12 protein-coding genes, 1 tRNA gene and 1 pseudogene are annotated in these 13781 nt (G+C 72.0%); 8 read left to right on the forward strand and 6 right to left on the reverse strand.

Translation table 11 applies throughout. From position 1 onward, the window contains the following. Positions 1–198: 198 nt before the first annotated feature. Together AB0N06_RS35345 and bla are read left to right on the forward strand one after the other, a co-directional pair. The gene (locus AB0N06_RS35345) at positions 199–372 is read left to right on the forward strand and encodes a hypothetical protein (protein ID WP_366138791.1); all 174 of its coding nucleotides are present in this window, start codon (positions 199–201) and stop codon (positions 370–372) included. Positions 373–581: 209 nt separating this feature from the next. Then, positions 582–1529: a class A beta-lactamase gene (gene bla, locus AB0N06_RS35350; RefSeq protein WP_366138792.1), complete on the forward strand. Its 948-nt coding sequence runs from the start codon at positions 582–584 to the stop codon at positions 1527–1529. 301 nt (positions 1530–1830) lie between these two features. Here the strand turns inward: bla and AB0N06_RS35355 are convergent. Further along, positions 1831–1904, reverse strand: a tRNA-Trp gene (locus tag AB0N06_RS35355). A gap of 933 nt (positions 1905–2837) precedes the next feature. Then, the gene (locus tag AB0N06_RS35360; RefSeq protein WP_366138793.1) at positions 2838–3221 is read right to left on the reverse strand and encodes a DUF6223 family protein; all 384 of its coding nucleotides are present in this window, start codon (positions 3219–3221) and stop codon (positions 2838–2840) included. 218 nt (positions 3222–3439) lie between these two features. On the opposite strand from AB0N06_RS35360, the gene AB0N06_RS35365 reads away from it, so the two are divergent. The 3 genes from AB0N06_RS35365 (at position 3440) to AB0N06_RS35375 (ending at position 7049) form a co-directional block, all read left to right on the forward strand. After that, positions 3440–4567: a histidine kinase gene (locus AB0N06_RS35365; protein WP_366138794.1), complete on the forward strand. Its 1128-nt coding sequence runs from the start codon at positions 3440–3442 to the stop codon at positions 4565–4567. Continuing rightward, on the forward strand, positions 4564–5226 hold the full coding sequence (locus AB0N06_RS35370; protein ID WP_366138795.1) for a response regulator transcription factor: 663 nt from the start codon (positions 4564–4566) through the stop codon (positions 5224–5226). Before AB0N06_RS35365 ends, AB0N06_RS35370 begins: the two co-directional genes overlap by 4 nt. A gap of 617 nt (positions 5227–5843) precedes the next feature. Next, positions 5844–7049 carry an MFS transporter gene (locus AB0N06_RS35375; RefSeq protein WP_366138796.1) on the forward strand — a complete coding sequence of 402 codons (1206 nt, stop codon included), beginning with the start codon at positions 5844–5846 and terminating at the stop codon, positions 7047–7049. Positions 7050–7748: 699 nt separating this feature from the next. On the opposite strand, the gene AB0N06_RS35380 is transcribed toward AB0N06_RS35375, so the two are convergent. Beyond that, on the reverse strand, positions 7749–8294 hold the full coding sequence (locus tag AB0N06_RS35380) for a hypothetical protein (RefSeq protein WP_366138797.1): 546 nt from the start codon (positions 8292–8294) through the stop codon (positions 7749–7751). Between the two features lie 695 nt (positions 8295–8989). Further along, positions 8990–9187, reverse strand: a pseudogene (locus AB0N06_RS35385) (FCD domain-containing protein); the annotation flags it as partial. Between the two features lie 123 nt (positions 9188–9310). On the opposite strand from AB0N06_RS35385, the gene AB0N06_RS35390 reads away from it, so the two are divergent. The 3 genes from AB0N06_RS35390 to AB0N06_RS35400 are packed head-to-tail and all read left to right on the forward strand — an operon-like array spanning position 9311 to position 10960. Next, a complete protein-coding gene (locus AB0N06_RS35390; protein WP_366138798.1) occupies positions 9311–9670 on the forward strand; it encodes an SDR family NAD(P)-dependent oxidoreductase in 360 nt (119 codons plus the stop codon). 43 nt (positions 9671–9713) lie between these two features. Continuing rightward, positions 9714–10796 (forward strand): amidohydrolase family protein, encoded by a 1083-nt coding sequence (locus AB0N06_RS35395; RefSeq protein WP_366138802.1) that lies wholly within the window; start codon positions 9714–9716, stop codon positions 10794–10796. 29 nt (positions 10797–10825) lie between these two features. Then, entirely contained in the window at positions 10826–10960 is a 135-nt protein-coding gene (locus AB0N06_RS35400; RefSeq protein WP_366138799.1) for a hypothetical protein, read from the forward strand. 21 nt (positions 10961–10981) lie between these two features. Here the strand turns inward: AB0N06_RS35400 and AB0N06_RS35405 are convergent, their stop codons facing one another. Then, positions 10982–11698 carry a GntR family transcriptional regulator gene (locus AB0N06_RS35405; protein ID WP_366138800.1) on the reverse strand — a complete coding sequence of 239 codons (717 nt, stop codon included), beginning with the start codon at positions 11696–11698 and terminating at the stop codon, positions 10982–10984. Positions 11699–12684: 986 nt separating this feature from the next. Beyond that, entirely contained in the window at positions 12685–12912 is a 228-nt protein-coding gene (locus AB0N06_RS35410; protein WP_366138801.1) for a DUF6381 family protein, read from the reverse strand. Positions 12913–13781: the final 869 nt, after the last annotated feature.

Consider the following 13781-nt stretch of genomic DNA (forward strand, 5'->3'; position numbering starts at 1 on the left):
CCAACTACGCCGCCCACCGCTACGGCTCCATCGACCACGTCAACTCGGCCTACTGACCGCACGTGCCGGTGATACGGCCGAACCCGGCCAGAACACGCCCCGGGCCCGGCCTTGCGGGCCCGCCCCCAGGTTGCTCCGTCAGCCCTGGGCGGTCAGCCCTCGAAGCGGGCCGGCCGGGCGGACCACTGCACGGGCAGCGTGCGTGACCGGCCTGCTGGTGGCAGCGTTCCCGCAGCCACCGGCGGCTCCTGCCAACTGGTACCCGGCGCCCGCGCAGCCGTCCTGACCGCCGCCGCGTTCACCGCCGTGGCCTTCGCCGTGACCGCACGCGCACTGCCGCCCCGTCGCAAGGCGCTCACCGAGACCACCTGACACACCACCACACCAGCCGGCCCCGGCAACCGCGGAGGCCGGCTTCGCCGTTGTTCAGCTGCCCCGGTCGCAGCGGGTGACGATGCCGGGCCGCACGGCGTGCAGGAGTTGACGGCCGGCGGCACCCGGGCAGTGGTCGTTGCGGTCATGGCGACCGGCCGGGCGGGAGCTGATGTCATGCAGACGTCCTGCCCTACGAAGGAAGGCACATGACTGTGCGATCCATCAAAGCCCGTGCGACCCGCCGGACGGTCCTGGCCGCCGGGGCCGCCCTGGCCGCAGGGGGCGCAGCCGCCCCGGCCGCTGTGTCCCCGCCGCCCTGCGCGCAGGCCGCCTCAGCCGCGCCCGGCGCGGCGGACCGGGTCACCGGGCAGTTACGCGCCCTGGAGCGGGAGCACTGCGCCCGGCTCGGCGCGTACGCCCATGACACCGCCACGGGCCGCACGGTGGTGTACCGGGCGGACGAGCGCTTCCCGATGTGCTCTGTGTTCAAGGCCATCGGCGCGGCTGCGGTCCTTCGCGATCTGGACCGCGGCGGCGAGTTCCTGGCCCGCCGTATCCGCTACACCGCGCCGTACGTGCAGGCCTGCGGCCACTCGCCGGTCACCGGCAGGTCCGAGAACCTCTCCCGCGGGATGACGGTCGCCGACCTGTGCAGGTACTCCATCACGCACAGCGACAACACCGCGGCCAACCTCCTGCTCCGGGAACTGGGCGGCCCCGCCGCCCTCACGCGCATGTGCCGCTCCATCGGCGACCCGGTCACCCGTCTCGACCGGTGGGAGCCCGAGCTGAACTCGGCGGAGCCATGGCGCGAGACGGACACCACGACACCTCGCGCGATCGGGCGGACCTATGCCCGCCTCGTCCTGGGCGACGCGCTCGTCCCCCGCGACCGCCGGCTGCTCACCAGCTGGCTGCTCGCCAACACCACCAGCGGCGAACGCTTCCGCGCCGGGCTTCCCGCCGGCTGGACCCTCGCCGACAAGACCGGCGGCGGCAGCTACGGCGGCAACAACGACGCCGGCATCGCCTGGCCCCCCGGCCGCCCGCCGGTGGTTCTGGCCGTCATGACCACCAAGCCCAGCCGGGACGCCCCCGCCGACGACCCACTGGTCGCCAAGACGGCCGGCGCTCTGGCTGCGGCCCTGAGCTGACCACCGAGGCGGCACCGGCGTGACATGCATGTGTTCTTCGACGGCGTGCACGACGGCGCCCGCCCCCGGCCCGGGCAGGCCAGAAGGCGCCGTGGCCCGGTCCCCCGCAGGCCTGTCGGTGCGACAAAACCCGGGGCCGCTCTCCTGGTTGCCGGTGCCCGTGGAGGAGTTCGTGGGTCAGGATCCCGGCCCCGGAACGGTCCCGTATCTGATGCGCACGGTCATCTTGGCCAGGAGGTCACCGCGCCGGTGGTCCCGGACGGTGGCGCAGGCCCAAGAACCTGGGAGCCGTGAGCGGTTGCAGGGGTGGCAGGAGTCGAACCTGCGGCATCCGGTTTTGGAGACCGGCGCTCTGGCCATCTGAGCTACACCCCTTCGGTACGCGTCAGCTTGTCATGGGCGGCGAGCCCGGATCCACGGGATTTTCACGGTGGCTGGGTGCGAGCAGAGGGGGCGGCTTCGGCTTCACCCACCGCGTCGGGTGCGGGTGCGCGCCGGCCTGCACGTCGACTTGGCGCACCGACCCGTGCCCGGCTCGTGTCGCGGGGGAATCGCAGGGGGCTCCCGCGGTCTCTTCGTCAAGGCCGTACGCGCGGCGGGTCACACGCGTACGCGGCCTGGTGCGGGACCTCGGCCGGCCGGCTCTGTTCACGTGCAACGGCTCCGGCTCACCTTCTGTGGACCGCCGGATGTTCGGACGAGCCGGTCTCCCCCTGCTCCGGGGGCGCGTCCTGGTCACGGCGGCAGCCAACGCGTGGCCCAGGAGCCCAGAACGTCAGACCCCTGGGTCATGCTCACCGATAGGAACGAAGACCCTTTCTGGCAGCTCATCGAAGACTCCGGACCAACAGGGCCCGGCCCCGACGCCGAACAGCTTGCTGTGCAGTCGTCGCCGCCGGCCGTTCCGCATTCGACAGCGTCATTCAGGGCCTTTGTCCCGTACGCCACCAACCACGTCTGGGCCCAGAGCCTGCTCTGCACACCGGACCGCGCATACAAACGCGTCACCGGCGAAGAATGGGACCGCAACACCCGCTGCTCCTGCGAGTCGTACCCGAACATCGCAGGCTGGGCCGGCTGAACACCACAGCTCTGCGTGACGACGCGCCGAACCCTGGTGGTCGTCGTCACGGACATGTGTGCCTGACCCGAGAACGGACGGCAGGTGTGCACCGGTTCGGGAGGCAGTGAGCGTCCGTCAGCGAGTCGAAAAGGGTTCAGGAGTTTCGGCCGCGCCGGTACTCGACGGCATCTGGTCGGTCTTCGGGCAGACCCGAACGCGCGCTCGTATGCGCTGCGGTCAGCCGGTCAGGCGGTGCGGTGGGAGCGGGCCAGAGCCCGCCGGCCGAGGACCACGCCGATCAGCCCGATCACCACGGCCACGAAGCCACCGACCATTCCGTTGCCGGTGCCGGGACCCCCGTCGGCGGTGACCACCACCAGCCCGCCGTTGACCACGGCGATCAGCCCCGCCGCCATGGCCACGATGGCCGCGGCTCGCCCGTTGCCGGTGCGGATACGGCCGGTGGAGCGGGCCAGAGCCAGCCAGCCGAGGACCACGCCGATCAGCGCCAGCACCGCGGCCGTGCTGGCCCAGATCCGCTCGGAGGTCACGGTGTAAGAACTGGCGGCGGCCTGCTGGACCAAGACGTGCGCGGACGCCGGTGCGGCAAGCACAGATCCGACTGACATGAGGTGCTCCTTGTCCTGTCACTGCTGAACGTCGCCTGATCATGTCCGCCGCATCCGCCGCCTGTCGTCCCGCAGACGCAGGCACTTTGTGCTGCCGCCGATGGTGGACCCGGCTACCGCGGATGCCGCAGGCGCCGCGCAGGTACTACGGGCGCGGTAGCCGGCCGCTCGTGCGCAAGCAGGACTCGCCCGCAGCGGCGTCCGGTTAGGGTTCGGGCATGAGCACAGGACGGTTCGGTGTCCCGGCCGATGTCAGAGACGGGGCGATCGCCGTCGGCGTGGCGGCGGCGCTGCTGGTCGCCGGGGTGTCCGGGGAGCGCTCCGCCACGAACGTCGACCTGCTCGGCTACGTGTTGCTGGCGGCCGGTGGCCTGGGGCTGGCCGCGCGCCGCCGGGCTCCGGTTCTTGTGCTGGCCGTCACCGCGCTGTGCGCGGTGGGTTACCAGGCGGCCGGTTTCGACGTGCCCGCCGTCGCGTACCTGTTCGCGGTGTACGCCGCCATGCGGGAGGGTCACCGCATCATCACGGTGGTGGCGAGCGTGTTCCTGCTGGCCGCTCTCCCGCTGGCGGCCCTGGCGTCGGGCCTGCACAACGTGGGCGAGGCGTTCGCGCAGGCCCGCGGCGCCCTGGAGATAGCCTGGCTGATCGCGGCCGGCGCCGCGGGGGAGGCGCTGCGGCAGGCCGAGCGGCGGGCGGACGAAGCCGAGCGGACCCGGGAGGAGACCGCGCGGCGTCGCGCTGATGAGGAGCGGCTGCACATCGCGCGGGAGTTGCACGATTCGCTCACCCACCAGATCTCGGTCATCAAGGTGCAGGCCGAAGTCGCCGTCCACCTGGCCCGCAGGCGCGGCGAGCAGGTGCCCAAGGCCCTGCTCGCGATCCAGGAGGCCGGACGTGAGGCGACCCGGGAACTGCGCGCGACCCTGGAGGCGCTGCGCGACGACGGCACAACCCCGCCGCACGGGCTCGGCCACGTCCCGGAACTGGTGGAACGGGCCCGTACCATCGGCCTGGACGCGACGCTGACGGTCGAAGGGCAGCGGTACGACGTGCCGGCCGCGGTGGGCCGGACCGCGTACCGGATCGTTCAGGAGTCGCTGACCAACGTCGCCCGGCATGCCGGTGCCGCTACCGCGTCGGTCCGGATCGGTTACCGGCCCGATGCCTTGGTCGTATGGGTCGATGACGACGGCAAGGCGACGCCGGCCACCGCCCCGGTGCCCGGCGTCGGGCTGCTCGGGATGCGTGAACGCGTCACCGCCCTCGGCGGCCGGCTGCGCGCCGGACCACGCGGCGAAAGCGGCTTCACGGTCCGGGCCGAACTCCCCGTGGCCCGAACGTCGTGATCCGTGTCCTGCTGGTCGACGACCAGCCGCTCCTTCGCAGCGGATTCCGTGCGCTTCTCGATGTCGAGGACGACATCGAGGTGGTGGCCGAGGCCGCCGACGGGTTGGAGGGCCTGGCGCTGGCCAGGGAGCATCTGCCCGACGTCGCGCTCCTCGACATCCAGATGCCGGTGGTGAACGGCATCGAGGCGACCCGGCGTATCGCCGCGGACCCGGCCCTGGCCGCGGTGCACGTCGTCATCCTGACCAACTATGGCTTTGACGAGTACGTCGTCGACGCGCTGCGCGCCGGCGCTGCCGGATTTCTCGTCAAGGACATCGTGCCGGAAGACTTCCTGCACGCCGTCCGCGTCGCCGCGCGCGGTGACGCCCTGCTCGCACCGTCGATCACCCGCAAGCTGATCAACCGGTACGTCACCCAGCCGCTCCCCGCCAGTTGCGGCACCGGGCTGGACGAGCTGACCAGCCGTGAACGCGAGGCCGTCGTTCTGGTCGCCCGGGGCCTGTCCAACGATCAGATCGCCGATCACATGGTGATCAGCCCGCTGACCGCGAAAACCCACATCAACCGGGCCATGAACAAGCTCCACGCCCGCGACCGCGCCCAACTCGTCGTCCTCGCCTACGAATCCGGTCTGGTAGCCCCGCGCAACTCCTGACATCCAGGGTCCGGCTGCAGGCCTGCCCCGCCCCTGGCGGTGCTCCCAGGGGCGGCGCGGGCGGTGGCGGGCTGGCTGCCGGCCTCGTCGGCGCTGCCCGGGCCGGCCGGCAGCGCTGCCTTGCCCACCCGATGGACCGCCATGGCCGTGTGCGGTGGCCGTCGTCGACCGGGCGGGCTCGCAACGGCGGCCCGCCCGGTCGACGTGCGAAGGGCTCCCGGGCGGGCTTCCGTTTCCATGCTGCCCCCGATCCCTCCCGCTGCGGTGCGGCCGCGCGGCAGACGGGGCCGAATGGGGTCGGGACTGCCGTGCGGCCGGGTGGTACCGAACGTATGGGTCTGCGCACGGGCCTTCGGTGTCTCGCGTTCGGCGGTGCCGGCGGTGGGCTGCCGGCGCTGCCTGATGGCCGCCCGCTCCCCCACGGAGCGGCGGTGGGCTTCGGGGGCCGGGGGAACCGTTGGGCAAGATCCTGGCCGGGCGAGGGTGATGAGCGGGGCCGGTGGGCCGGTGGCAGCGGCGGGCGCGTGGGCGCCGCCGTGCTGGTGGCGCTTGTGCATCGGCCCGTCTGCGGCGAAGCCGGCGCCTGTGCGCGCCTGGCCCGATGCCTATGGTGGGTTGTGACCAACCAGGAGACGGGCCGTCAGCAGGGCACTGTCAGGCCCGGATATCTGGCTGCGGCGGGTGTGTTCGCGGTCGGGATGATGGGCACGACCCTGCCGACACCGCTGTACGGGCTCTACCGTGAGCAGATCGGTTTTTCCGAACTGATCGTCACCGTGGTGTTCGCCGTCTACGCCATCGGGGTGATCGCCGCGCTGCTCCGGGCCGGCGGCTTCTCCGATGTTCTCGGCCGTCGCCCGGTCCTGCTGTGCGCGCTGGGGCTGGCCGCGCTGAGCGCGGTGTGCTTCCTGCTCGAGGGCGGGCTGCCGCTGCTGTTCACCGGTCGTGTCCTGTCGGGGTTCTCCGCCGGACTGCTCAGCGGTACGGGCACGGCCGCCGTACTGGAACTGGCACCCGCCGGGCGCGGTGAGCGCGCAGGATTCGCGGCGACTGCGGCCAACATGGGCGGCCTGGGACTCGGCCCCCTGGTCGCGGGGACCCTGGCCCAGTACGCGCCGTGGCCGCTGCACCTTGCGTTCTTGACCCATCTGGCGCTCCTGGCGGCCGCGGTGGCTGTCACCTCGCTGCTGCCCGAGACTGTGCACCGCAGCAGGGACAGGCCCCCGCTGCGGCCGCAGGGCATGGTCGTCCCGGCCGAGGTACGCGGTGTGTTCGCGCCCTGCGCGCTCGCCGCCTTCGCCGGATTCTCTCTGCTGGGCCTGTTCACCGCGGTCGCGCCGGCCTTCCTCACCCAGACACTGGGCGTGCACAACCTGGCCGTGTCCGGCGCCGTCGTCTTCTGCGTCTTCTGTGCCTCGGCCTGCGGGCAGTTGCTGATGGGCCGCGTCGGCACGCGCCATGCCCTGCCCGTCGGCTGCCTGGTGCTGGTGGCCGGCCTGTTCGCGGTGGGGGCGTCGCTGCTGCTGGCGTCGTTGCCGGTCCTCCTGGTGGGTGCCGTGACAGGCGGCATCGGTCAGGGCCTGGCCTTCCGGGCGGGCCTGACCGTGGTGAGCACGCTGGCTCCGGACACCCACAGGGGCGCCACCATCTCGGCGTTCTTCGTCGTCGCGTACGCGGGAATCTCGGTGCCTGTCATCGGGATCGGCGCGCTGGCGGTGACACTGGGGCTGCGCAATGCAGGCCTGGTGTTCGCGGGCTGCGTGACGCTGCTGGCTGCCACGGCGGGCGGCTTTTTGTGGCGGCACCCGCCCGCGCGGGCCTGAGCCCGGCCGCGGGCGCCGGCCCCACAACAGGGAACACCAGCGAGGCGAGTGCGGTGCACCCGCCCGCACCCGTGCCGTGGTTCGCGGCGGAGGTGATCCCGGAACCAGGACAAGCGGGCAGGGGTGCCGGCCACGAGCCCTGAGGAGGACACCGGCAGCGCCACCGGGCCGGCCGCACGGCGCCCCGGCTGGGCAGGTCTCCTACGGTGCCAAGGCAGGGCCGCAGGCACCGGCCCCGAAGGACGAGAGCTGAGCCGGCCGACAGCGCGCACGCCGTACGCCTGACGGCCCAGCCCCGCCCGAACCCCGATGTGCCCGCACCGCGCCGGGAGCAGGACCACAGGTTTCGGCCCCTGCGATCCGTGTGCCGGCCCCGCCGCCCTGCCCCTGGTACGGGAGGCTCTGCGCGATCTTGGCCGCGCGCGTGTTTGCGGGCGGCCCCACACGAGGCGGGCAGGCGACCGGGCACCTGGGACCGGGTTCGCAGGACTGCGGCCGGCCGAGTCCGCCTAGCGCGACACGCGGGGGGCTCGGCAAACACTTAGTATGGCGTAGCAGGTGTTATGGGGCACCGGGCGTGGGCCGCGTACGTGGTGCGGCCGCCAGGGACCGGGCACCGCCGCGATGTGTCCCCCGCATGCCGGAAACCCCGGCCCGATTCCGACGGGCCGGGGTTTCCATGGGATGCAGGCGGCTCTGTTACCACCTGTCGTGGTAGTTGTCGACGACCCGGAAGCTGCCCACGACGCCGTTGCGGACGAACACGCCCCCACGGACGAAGCGGGGCGTGACACCGGTGGTGGTGCTCCAGGGGCCGACGGTCGCGATCGGGGAACCGTTGTCGCAGGTCGCCCCGCGAAAGACCTCGACGGTCTTGCGGCTGTCGTTACGGACGTTGAAGCTCCGCGAGCCCAGGCCGCTGACCACGGTGATGCAGCCGTCCGTGTGAGCGGAGTACGTCCGCTCGTTGAAGTGGATCCGCCCCTCGCCCCCGTAGCCGTAGCCGTAGCCGTAGCCGTCGTCGTAGTCGTAGTCACGGTCGCGGTCGCGGTCGCGGTCGCGGCCCTCGTCCCCCTCATCTCTCCCGCCGCTGCCACCACCGGCAAGAGCCATCGCGGGAGCGGCCTGCTGGACGAACGGGGCGGCCTGGGCGGGCCCGGTCGCCGAGGCATAGGTGATGCCGGTGGCAGCGAGGGCCGCTGCGCCTACTGCGGCGGCGGCCACGGCGACGGTACGCGTGGTCATGTCACTTCTTCCTGTCTCAGAGACGCCGTCGGCCGGGCAGCCGAACTGAGACGAACGTACTGACGACCCCATGAGCTGTCATATCGGAAATACCGCAGATGCGGCCCCCCAGGGCCGACCGGGTGTACGCACGGCGCTTTCCACGCGCCATCGATTACCTGATGTTTCGTCAAGAAGTCTGACAGCAAGCGCGCCTGGTGCACCATTAGGCTTTCCGGGCGACTCGCTGACGCCCGGTCACCCTGTCGGCAGCAGGCCACCGGATCACGGGCCGCCGGCAACCGCAATCACCCCCGGCGCCCCGAACGGCTTTAACGGGCGCCCCGCCCTGAATGACCGTCATCGAGGACACAGAAGGCCTCTTCCTGAACGACCGTCACCGAAACCAGTTCCAGCCCGCCCGGACTGAATGGCCCCCGTCATCGCTGTCCGGCCCGGTCTGAACGGCCCGTCATCGGTGCTCCGCTTTGCGCCGTCCTGGCTGCTGCGACGGCCGGCCGTATCTGTGTGGAGAACCATGGCGACGCCGGCGTGCCGGGCACCTCCCGCCGGAGGGTGCCGGCCGCCGTGGCCTCTCACCGCCCGTCCTGCCACAGCGTGCTCACCTGCCCGGCCCGGCGGCGCAGCCCCCGTCCGGGCGCCCGGCGGATCATTTTCCACGTGGCGGCCCTGCCTTCCCGCTCGCCGCGGCCTGTCTATCCGGTCGCGGCGGGTGGGAGGGCATCTGCTCCGGCCGTGTCGTCGTTTAGGCCGAGATGGCGCTGCAGGCTGAGCGTCAGGTGCTCGCTCATGGCCTGCGACGCGCGCTCGGGGCTGCCGCGGAGCACGGCCCGCAGAATGCGGCCGTGCTCCGCAACCGTCGCCGGGCTCCCACCCGTGACGGCGCCCAGCCTTTGCCCCCCGGCTTCTCCTCGCAGATGCGCCCGGAGCCGATCGCGGCCCACCGCCGCTGCCCGGACGGCTCCCGCTGGGCCGCCGACCTCAAGAAACCCGAGAAGGAGATGACCCGATGAGCAATGTGTCCGGCCCCCGGGACCGTCATCACCAGCGGCGCGCCCGGCATCGGCAGGGCCACCGCGGACCTGCAGGCCGCTCGGGGCGCCGACGTCGCCGTACTCGGCCCGGACGTACCGGCGGTGGACAAGCCACTGCACGGGTACACCGCCGACGTGTCCCACGACACCGTGCTGCGCGCAGCGGCCGACACGACCGCCGACGGCCTCGGCGGCAACGACATCCCGGTCAACAACGCCGGCAGCGGCGCCGTGGGCACGGTCGAGGACAACACCGACGACGGCCGCCGGCACGAGCGTGATCGTCGCAGGCGTGTTCAACTCCAAGCTGCTCGCCGCCCCCGCGCCGGACACCACCCATGATGACGCGACCGCTCCCGAGGACCTGCTGCGCCGCGCCCTTCGGATGCGGGACGTCGTCGAGACCCACGTGCTGCCGCTGCGGGCCGCTGCCCTGCACTTCCCCTTCGGGCATCCGGCGGTCGCCTCCGTCCTCGTCGGGCACGTTCGGCGGCCCAGATCCGTGACACTGCCAAGCAGTTCCACCGGCCGGTACCGGCCGGCGTATGGCACGATCTGCGGGCCCAGGACCTGCTGCCCGGCCGCGTACCGGTGCCCGGAAGGAACCGGCCAAGACCGTCGTCGACGCCCACCACCACCCGTGAGACCTCCCGGTGCGCGACCAGAAATAAATCAGCGCAGACGAACTCGCTCTGCTCAGGAGGTCGTTCCTGCTGCCGAAGTTCGAGCAAAGGCGCTGACAGCGGGGGCGAGCGCGACCGTCCTCGTGCAGACGGCCACCGTCGCCGAGGAGACTGCAAAGTTCCTGGCCCAGGCTGCGGACAGCCGGACGATCGGCGCCGTCGTCGACTGGACCGACCTGACGTCGCCCCGTGTCGGTGACGAACTGGCCCGGCTGCGCCCGCTGCCCGGCGGCGCATTCCTGCACGGCATCCGCCACCAGGCCCAGTCGCAGGACGATCCCCAGTCGCTGCCCCGGCCGCAGGTGCTGCGCGGCCTGCACGCCGTCGCGGCGGCCGGTCTCGTGTACGACCTCGTCGTCCTGCCGCACCAGCTGCCGGCGGCGACCCGAGCCGCCGCCGTCCCGCATCTGACGTTCATCCTCGACCACCTGGGCAAGCCCCCGACCACCGCCGGGCAGCGGGAACCGTGGGCGCAGTACGTCCGTGAGCCGGCCACCCTGCCGAACACGGTGTGCAAGCTCTCGGGCATCCTCACCAAGGCCGACTGGGCGGCCCGGGCGGTCGAAGGGCTGCAGCCCTGCGCCGACACGGTGCTCGACGCGTTCGGGCCACGGCGGCTGATGTGCGGCACCGGCCGGCCGGTGAGCACGGTGACCGCAAGCTACAGCAAGATGGTGGCGGCCTCCCGGGAACTCACGGCCGCTCTGAGCACCACCGAGCAGCAGAAAGCACAGGCCGGCACGGCCCGGCACGCCTACCGGATCGAGGCCGACCGTTCGCGGTGAGCGCAGGCACCGGCCGGCCGGTGAGCACGGTGACCGCAAGCTACAGCAAGATGGTGGCGGCCTCCCGGGAACTCACGGCCGCTCTGAGCACCACCGAGCAGCAGAAAGCACAGGCCGGCACGGCCCGGCACGCCCATCGGATCGAGGCCGACCGTTCGCGGTGAGCGCAGGCACCGGCCGGCCGGTCACGCTGCGTCGAACCGGCCGCGCTGGCGCTCCAGGCTGCGGGTGAGGTGGTCGGACATGGCCTCGGCGGCGCGATCGGCCCGGCGGCGCAGTATCGCCCGTACCACTCGCTCGTGCTCTGCGAGCGTCGGCTCGCGCGCGCCTTGGAGGCCGCTCAGCCGGAAGATGTGCAGATGCGAGTGGAGCCGCTCCACGGCCTCCGCGAGCAGCGGCCGGTGGGCGGCCTCGGCGACGGCGTCGTGGAGGCGCTGGTCGAGGGCGGCGAAGTCGCGGTAGGCCGCGTAGGGGCCGGCAGCGCCGGGGTGGGACTGCATGTCCTCCAGGATCGACTCGATCGCGTCAAGTTGTGCCTCCTCGGCATGCCCGGCAGCGAGCGCCGCGGCGCGCGGCTCCAGCAACAGCCGCATCTCGAACAGCTCCTCCACCCCCTGCCGGGTCAGCAGCTCGGTGGCCCGGTAGCCGGACAGGGAGCGCTTGACGACCAGGCCGTCGGCCTCCAGACGTGCCAGCGCCTCACGCACGGGAGTGGGCGAGACCTTGAGCATGCGAGCCAGGGCCTCGATGCCGACGCGGGCGCCCGGGGCGATCTGGTGGTCCATCACCATGGCCTTGATGTCCTCATAGACGCTGTCGGACAGCACCTGGCGGACCGGTAGCGAACCCGTCCCGGTCTCACCGGGCAAAGCTTCGAAGACCCAAGGGTCGGGTGCCGGCATCCCAGGTCTCCACTCTGCTCGACGGCGTCACGGCCAGGGCAGTTTACCGATGTAAGACCGGCGGGCAGGAGGCGGCGGACGCTTCTGGCAGTCGCCACCGCCATGCCGGCCGGCGTGGGTCGGTTCGTGTTGCGATGACGCTGCGGGCCGCGAGGCAAAAGTCCTTGACCGCTTGGCACAGGATTCAGTCCCGTTCATCAGCAAGGGCGGTGTCCTCGGCATTGCGTGTGCTCTGTCCCGCGTGAGCGTTCTCGGCCGCCCGCCGCATGACCCATGGGAGAAGTCTGCGCAGGCGTGGGTGACGCGCGCGGCGAACCCCGCGAGGACAGCCGGTCCTTCGAGGATCACGACCTCGGCAGCACGGTGGAACTTCCGTACCAGGGCGATGAAGCGGCGTATCCCCTCACACGTCGATCGCTACGCTCCCAACACGCTCACGCCGGGCAGGTCAAGATCGTCGCAACGCGCCGGGGATGGCGTCCATGGCAATGTCACGGTCGTCAAGCGCGCTGAGGCAGCCGGCGTATGCGTCGCGGCGGTACTGACGGCGCCACCGTGCTGTGCCCGTGGCTGTGCCCGGCCGCTCACGACCGCTACACCACCAGTGGTGACAGAGCCGGCAGCGGCGCCGAACAGCGCGGCAAGCCCTGCGCCCCCTGGGCTCAGTCTGCCGTCGCCGTGGTCGTGATTGATCCGGTGCGCCAGGACTTTGTCCCGGTGCCAGGCAAGAGGGCACGTGCCCGTGGCCGGCACGTGATACACGGACACCGCCACCGCCCGCTCGATGAGCACGCAGCCGCATACCGTGCCGTGCACGTGCCTACGAACACCGACACCTGCCACCGGCGGCCCCCGTGGCCCCGGCGGCCCCGGCGGCCCCGGTACAGCACGTTCTTGCCGGCTGCCCGTCACCTCCACCCAGCGCGGACGGCCTCCCCCCGCAGTACGGGGAGAGGCCATCGGTACCGCTGGACGCGAACGGTGCGTCACCGGGGCGGGAACTCGTCCTTCCGGCTGCCGGCACGACGTCCGGGCCTGTCCTCGGCCCCGCGTCCGCCCTCCTTCATGGACTGCTCCTGCATACGCCGGGCCTCGTCGTGCAGCCTGCGGCGTTCCTTGGGATCGCTCGTCTGCTCGGCACGCTCGTTCAGCTCACGGACCTTGTCCTGCATCTGCTGCGCACGACTGGCGGACTCGCCTGCAACGCTCATCATCACTCCTGGGGAGGTGAGGGTGGGACACATCGCAGCCAACCAGCGCTGTCCCGCTTACGCACCCGGGAGGGTCACCGTGCGCAATCACCGCAGGCAGCCGGCCCTGAAGAGGGCACGTCACATCGACAACACGCCCCCTCGCACCCCCACCGCGGTCCCGCTCCCCATGCCGTGCAGTCCCGGCCGCCCCGGCCATCCCCGCCATCCCCGCCATCCCCGCCGCCCCGGCCGCCCTGGCGGCTCCGCTGCCCCGCCGCACGCCACCGGGCACCCACCCTGTTCAGCCCTCCCGGTGAAACGGTCCAGCACCCAGGCACAAGCGCGCGGTACCCCTGCCCCGCCGCACGCCACCGGGCACCCTTGTTCACCGGACGGGCCCAGCCTTGGTACCGGCGCTTGAACCGGCGGGCCGGCGCGAGCACCTTCTCCAGCCCGGGCCGCACCTTGATGCGGGCGCTGATCTGCTTCTGCAAGATCTTGCGGCCCTTTGCCCGGCGAAGGGCCACGAGCCGACTCGCCGACTCCTGGCGAGCTGTCGGCGCCCTCGCGTACCCGATGACGACGGGCGCTCGGCACGCAGCCCAAAAACCACGGCAAGGGCAGGCCCCGGCATCCACACCGCATCCACACCGCGGCCGGCCGCGGCCGGCCGGAACGCAGATCTCCAGTTCCTCCTCGGAACGCGGGGACCAGGACGAAGCACAGGATGTGGTACACCGCGGCGGTCTTCTGGCCCCGGCTGCGACAGGCACTGCCGCCAGGCACATCACAGTTTGAAGTTCCCCCTCTGAGCTGGACAGCCTGATACTGGGACGGATGGGTCCCGGAGGAAGCAGTCCAGGTAGTGAGTAAGAAGAGCAACACGAGTA

Source organism: Streptomyces sp. NPDC051020 (assembly GCF_040683105.1).
Classification (GTDB): Bacteria; Actinomycetota; Actinomycetes; order Streptomycetales; family Streptomycetaceae; genus Streptomyces.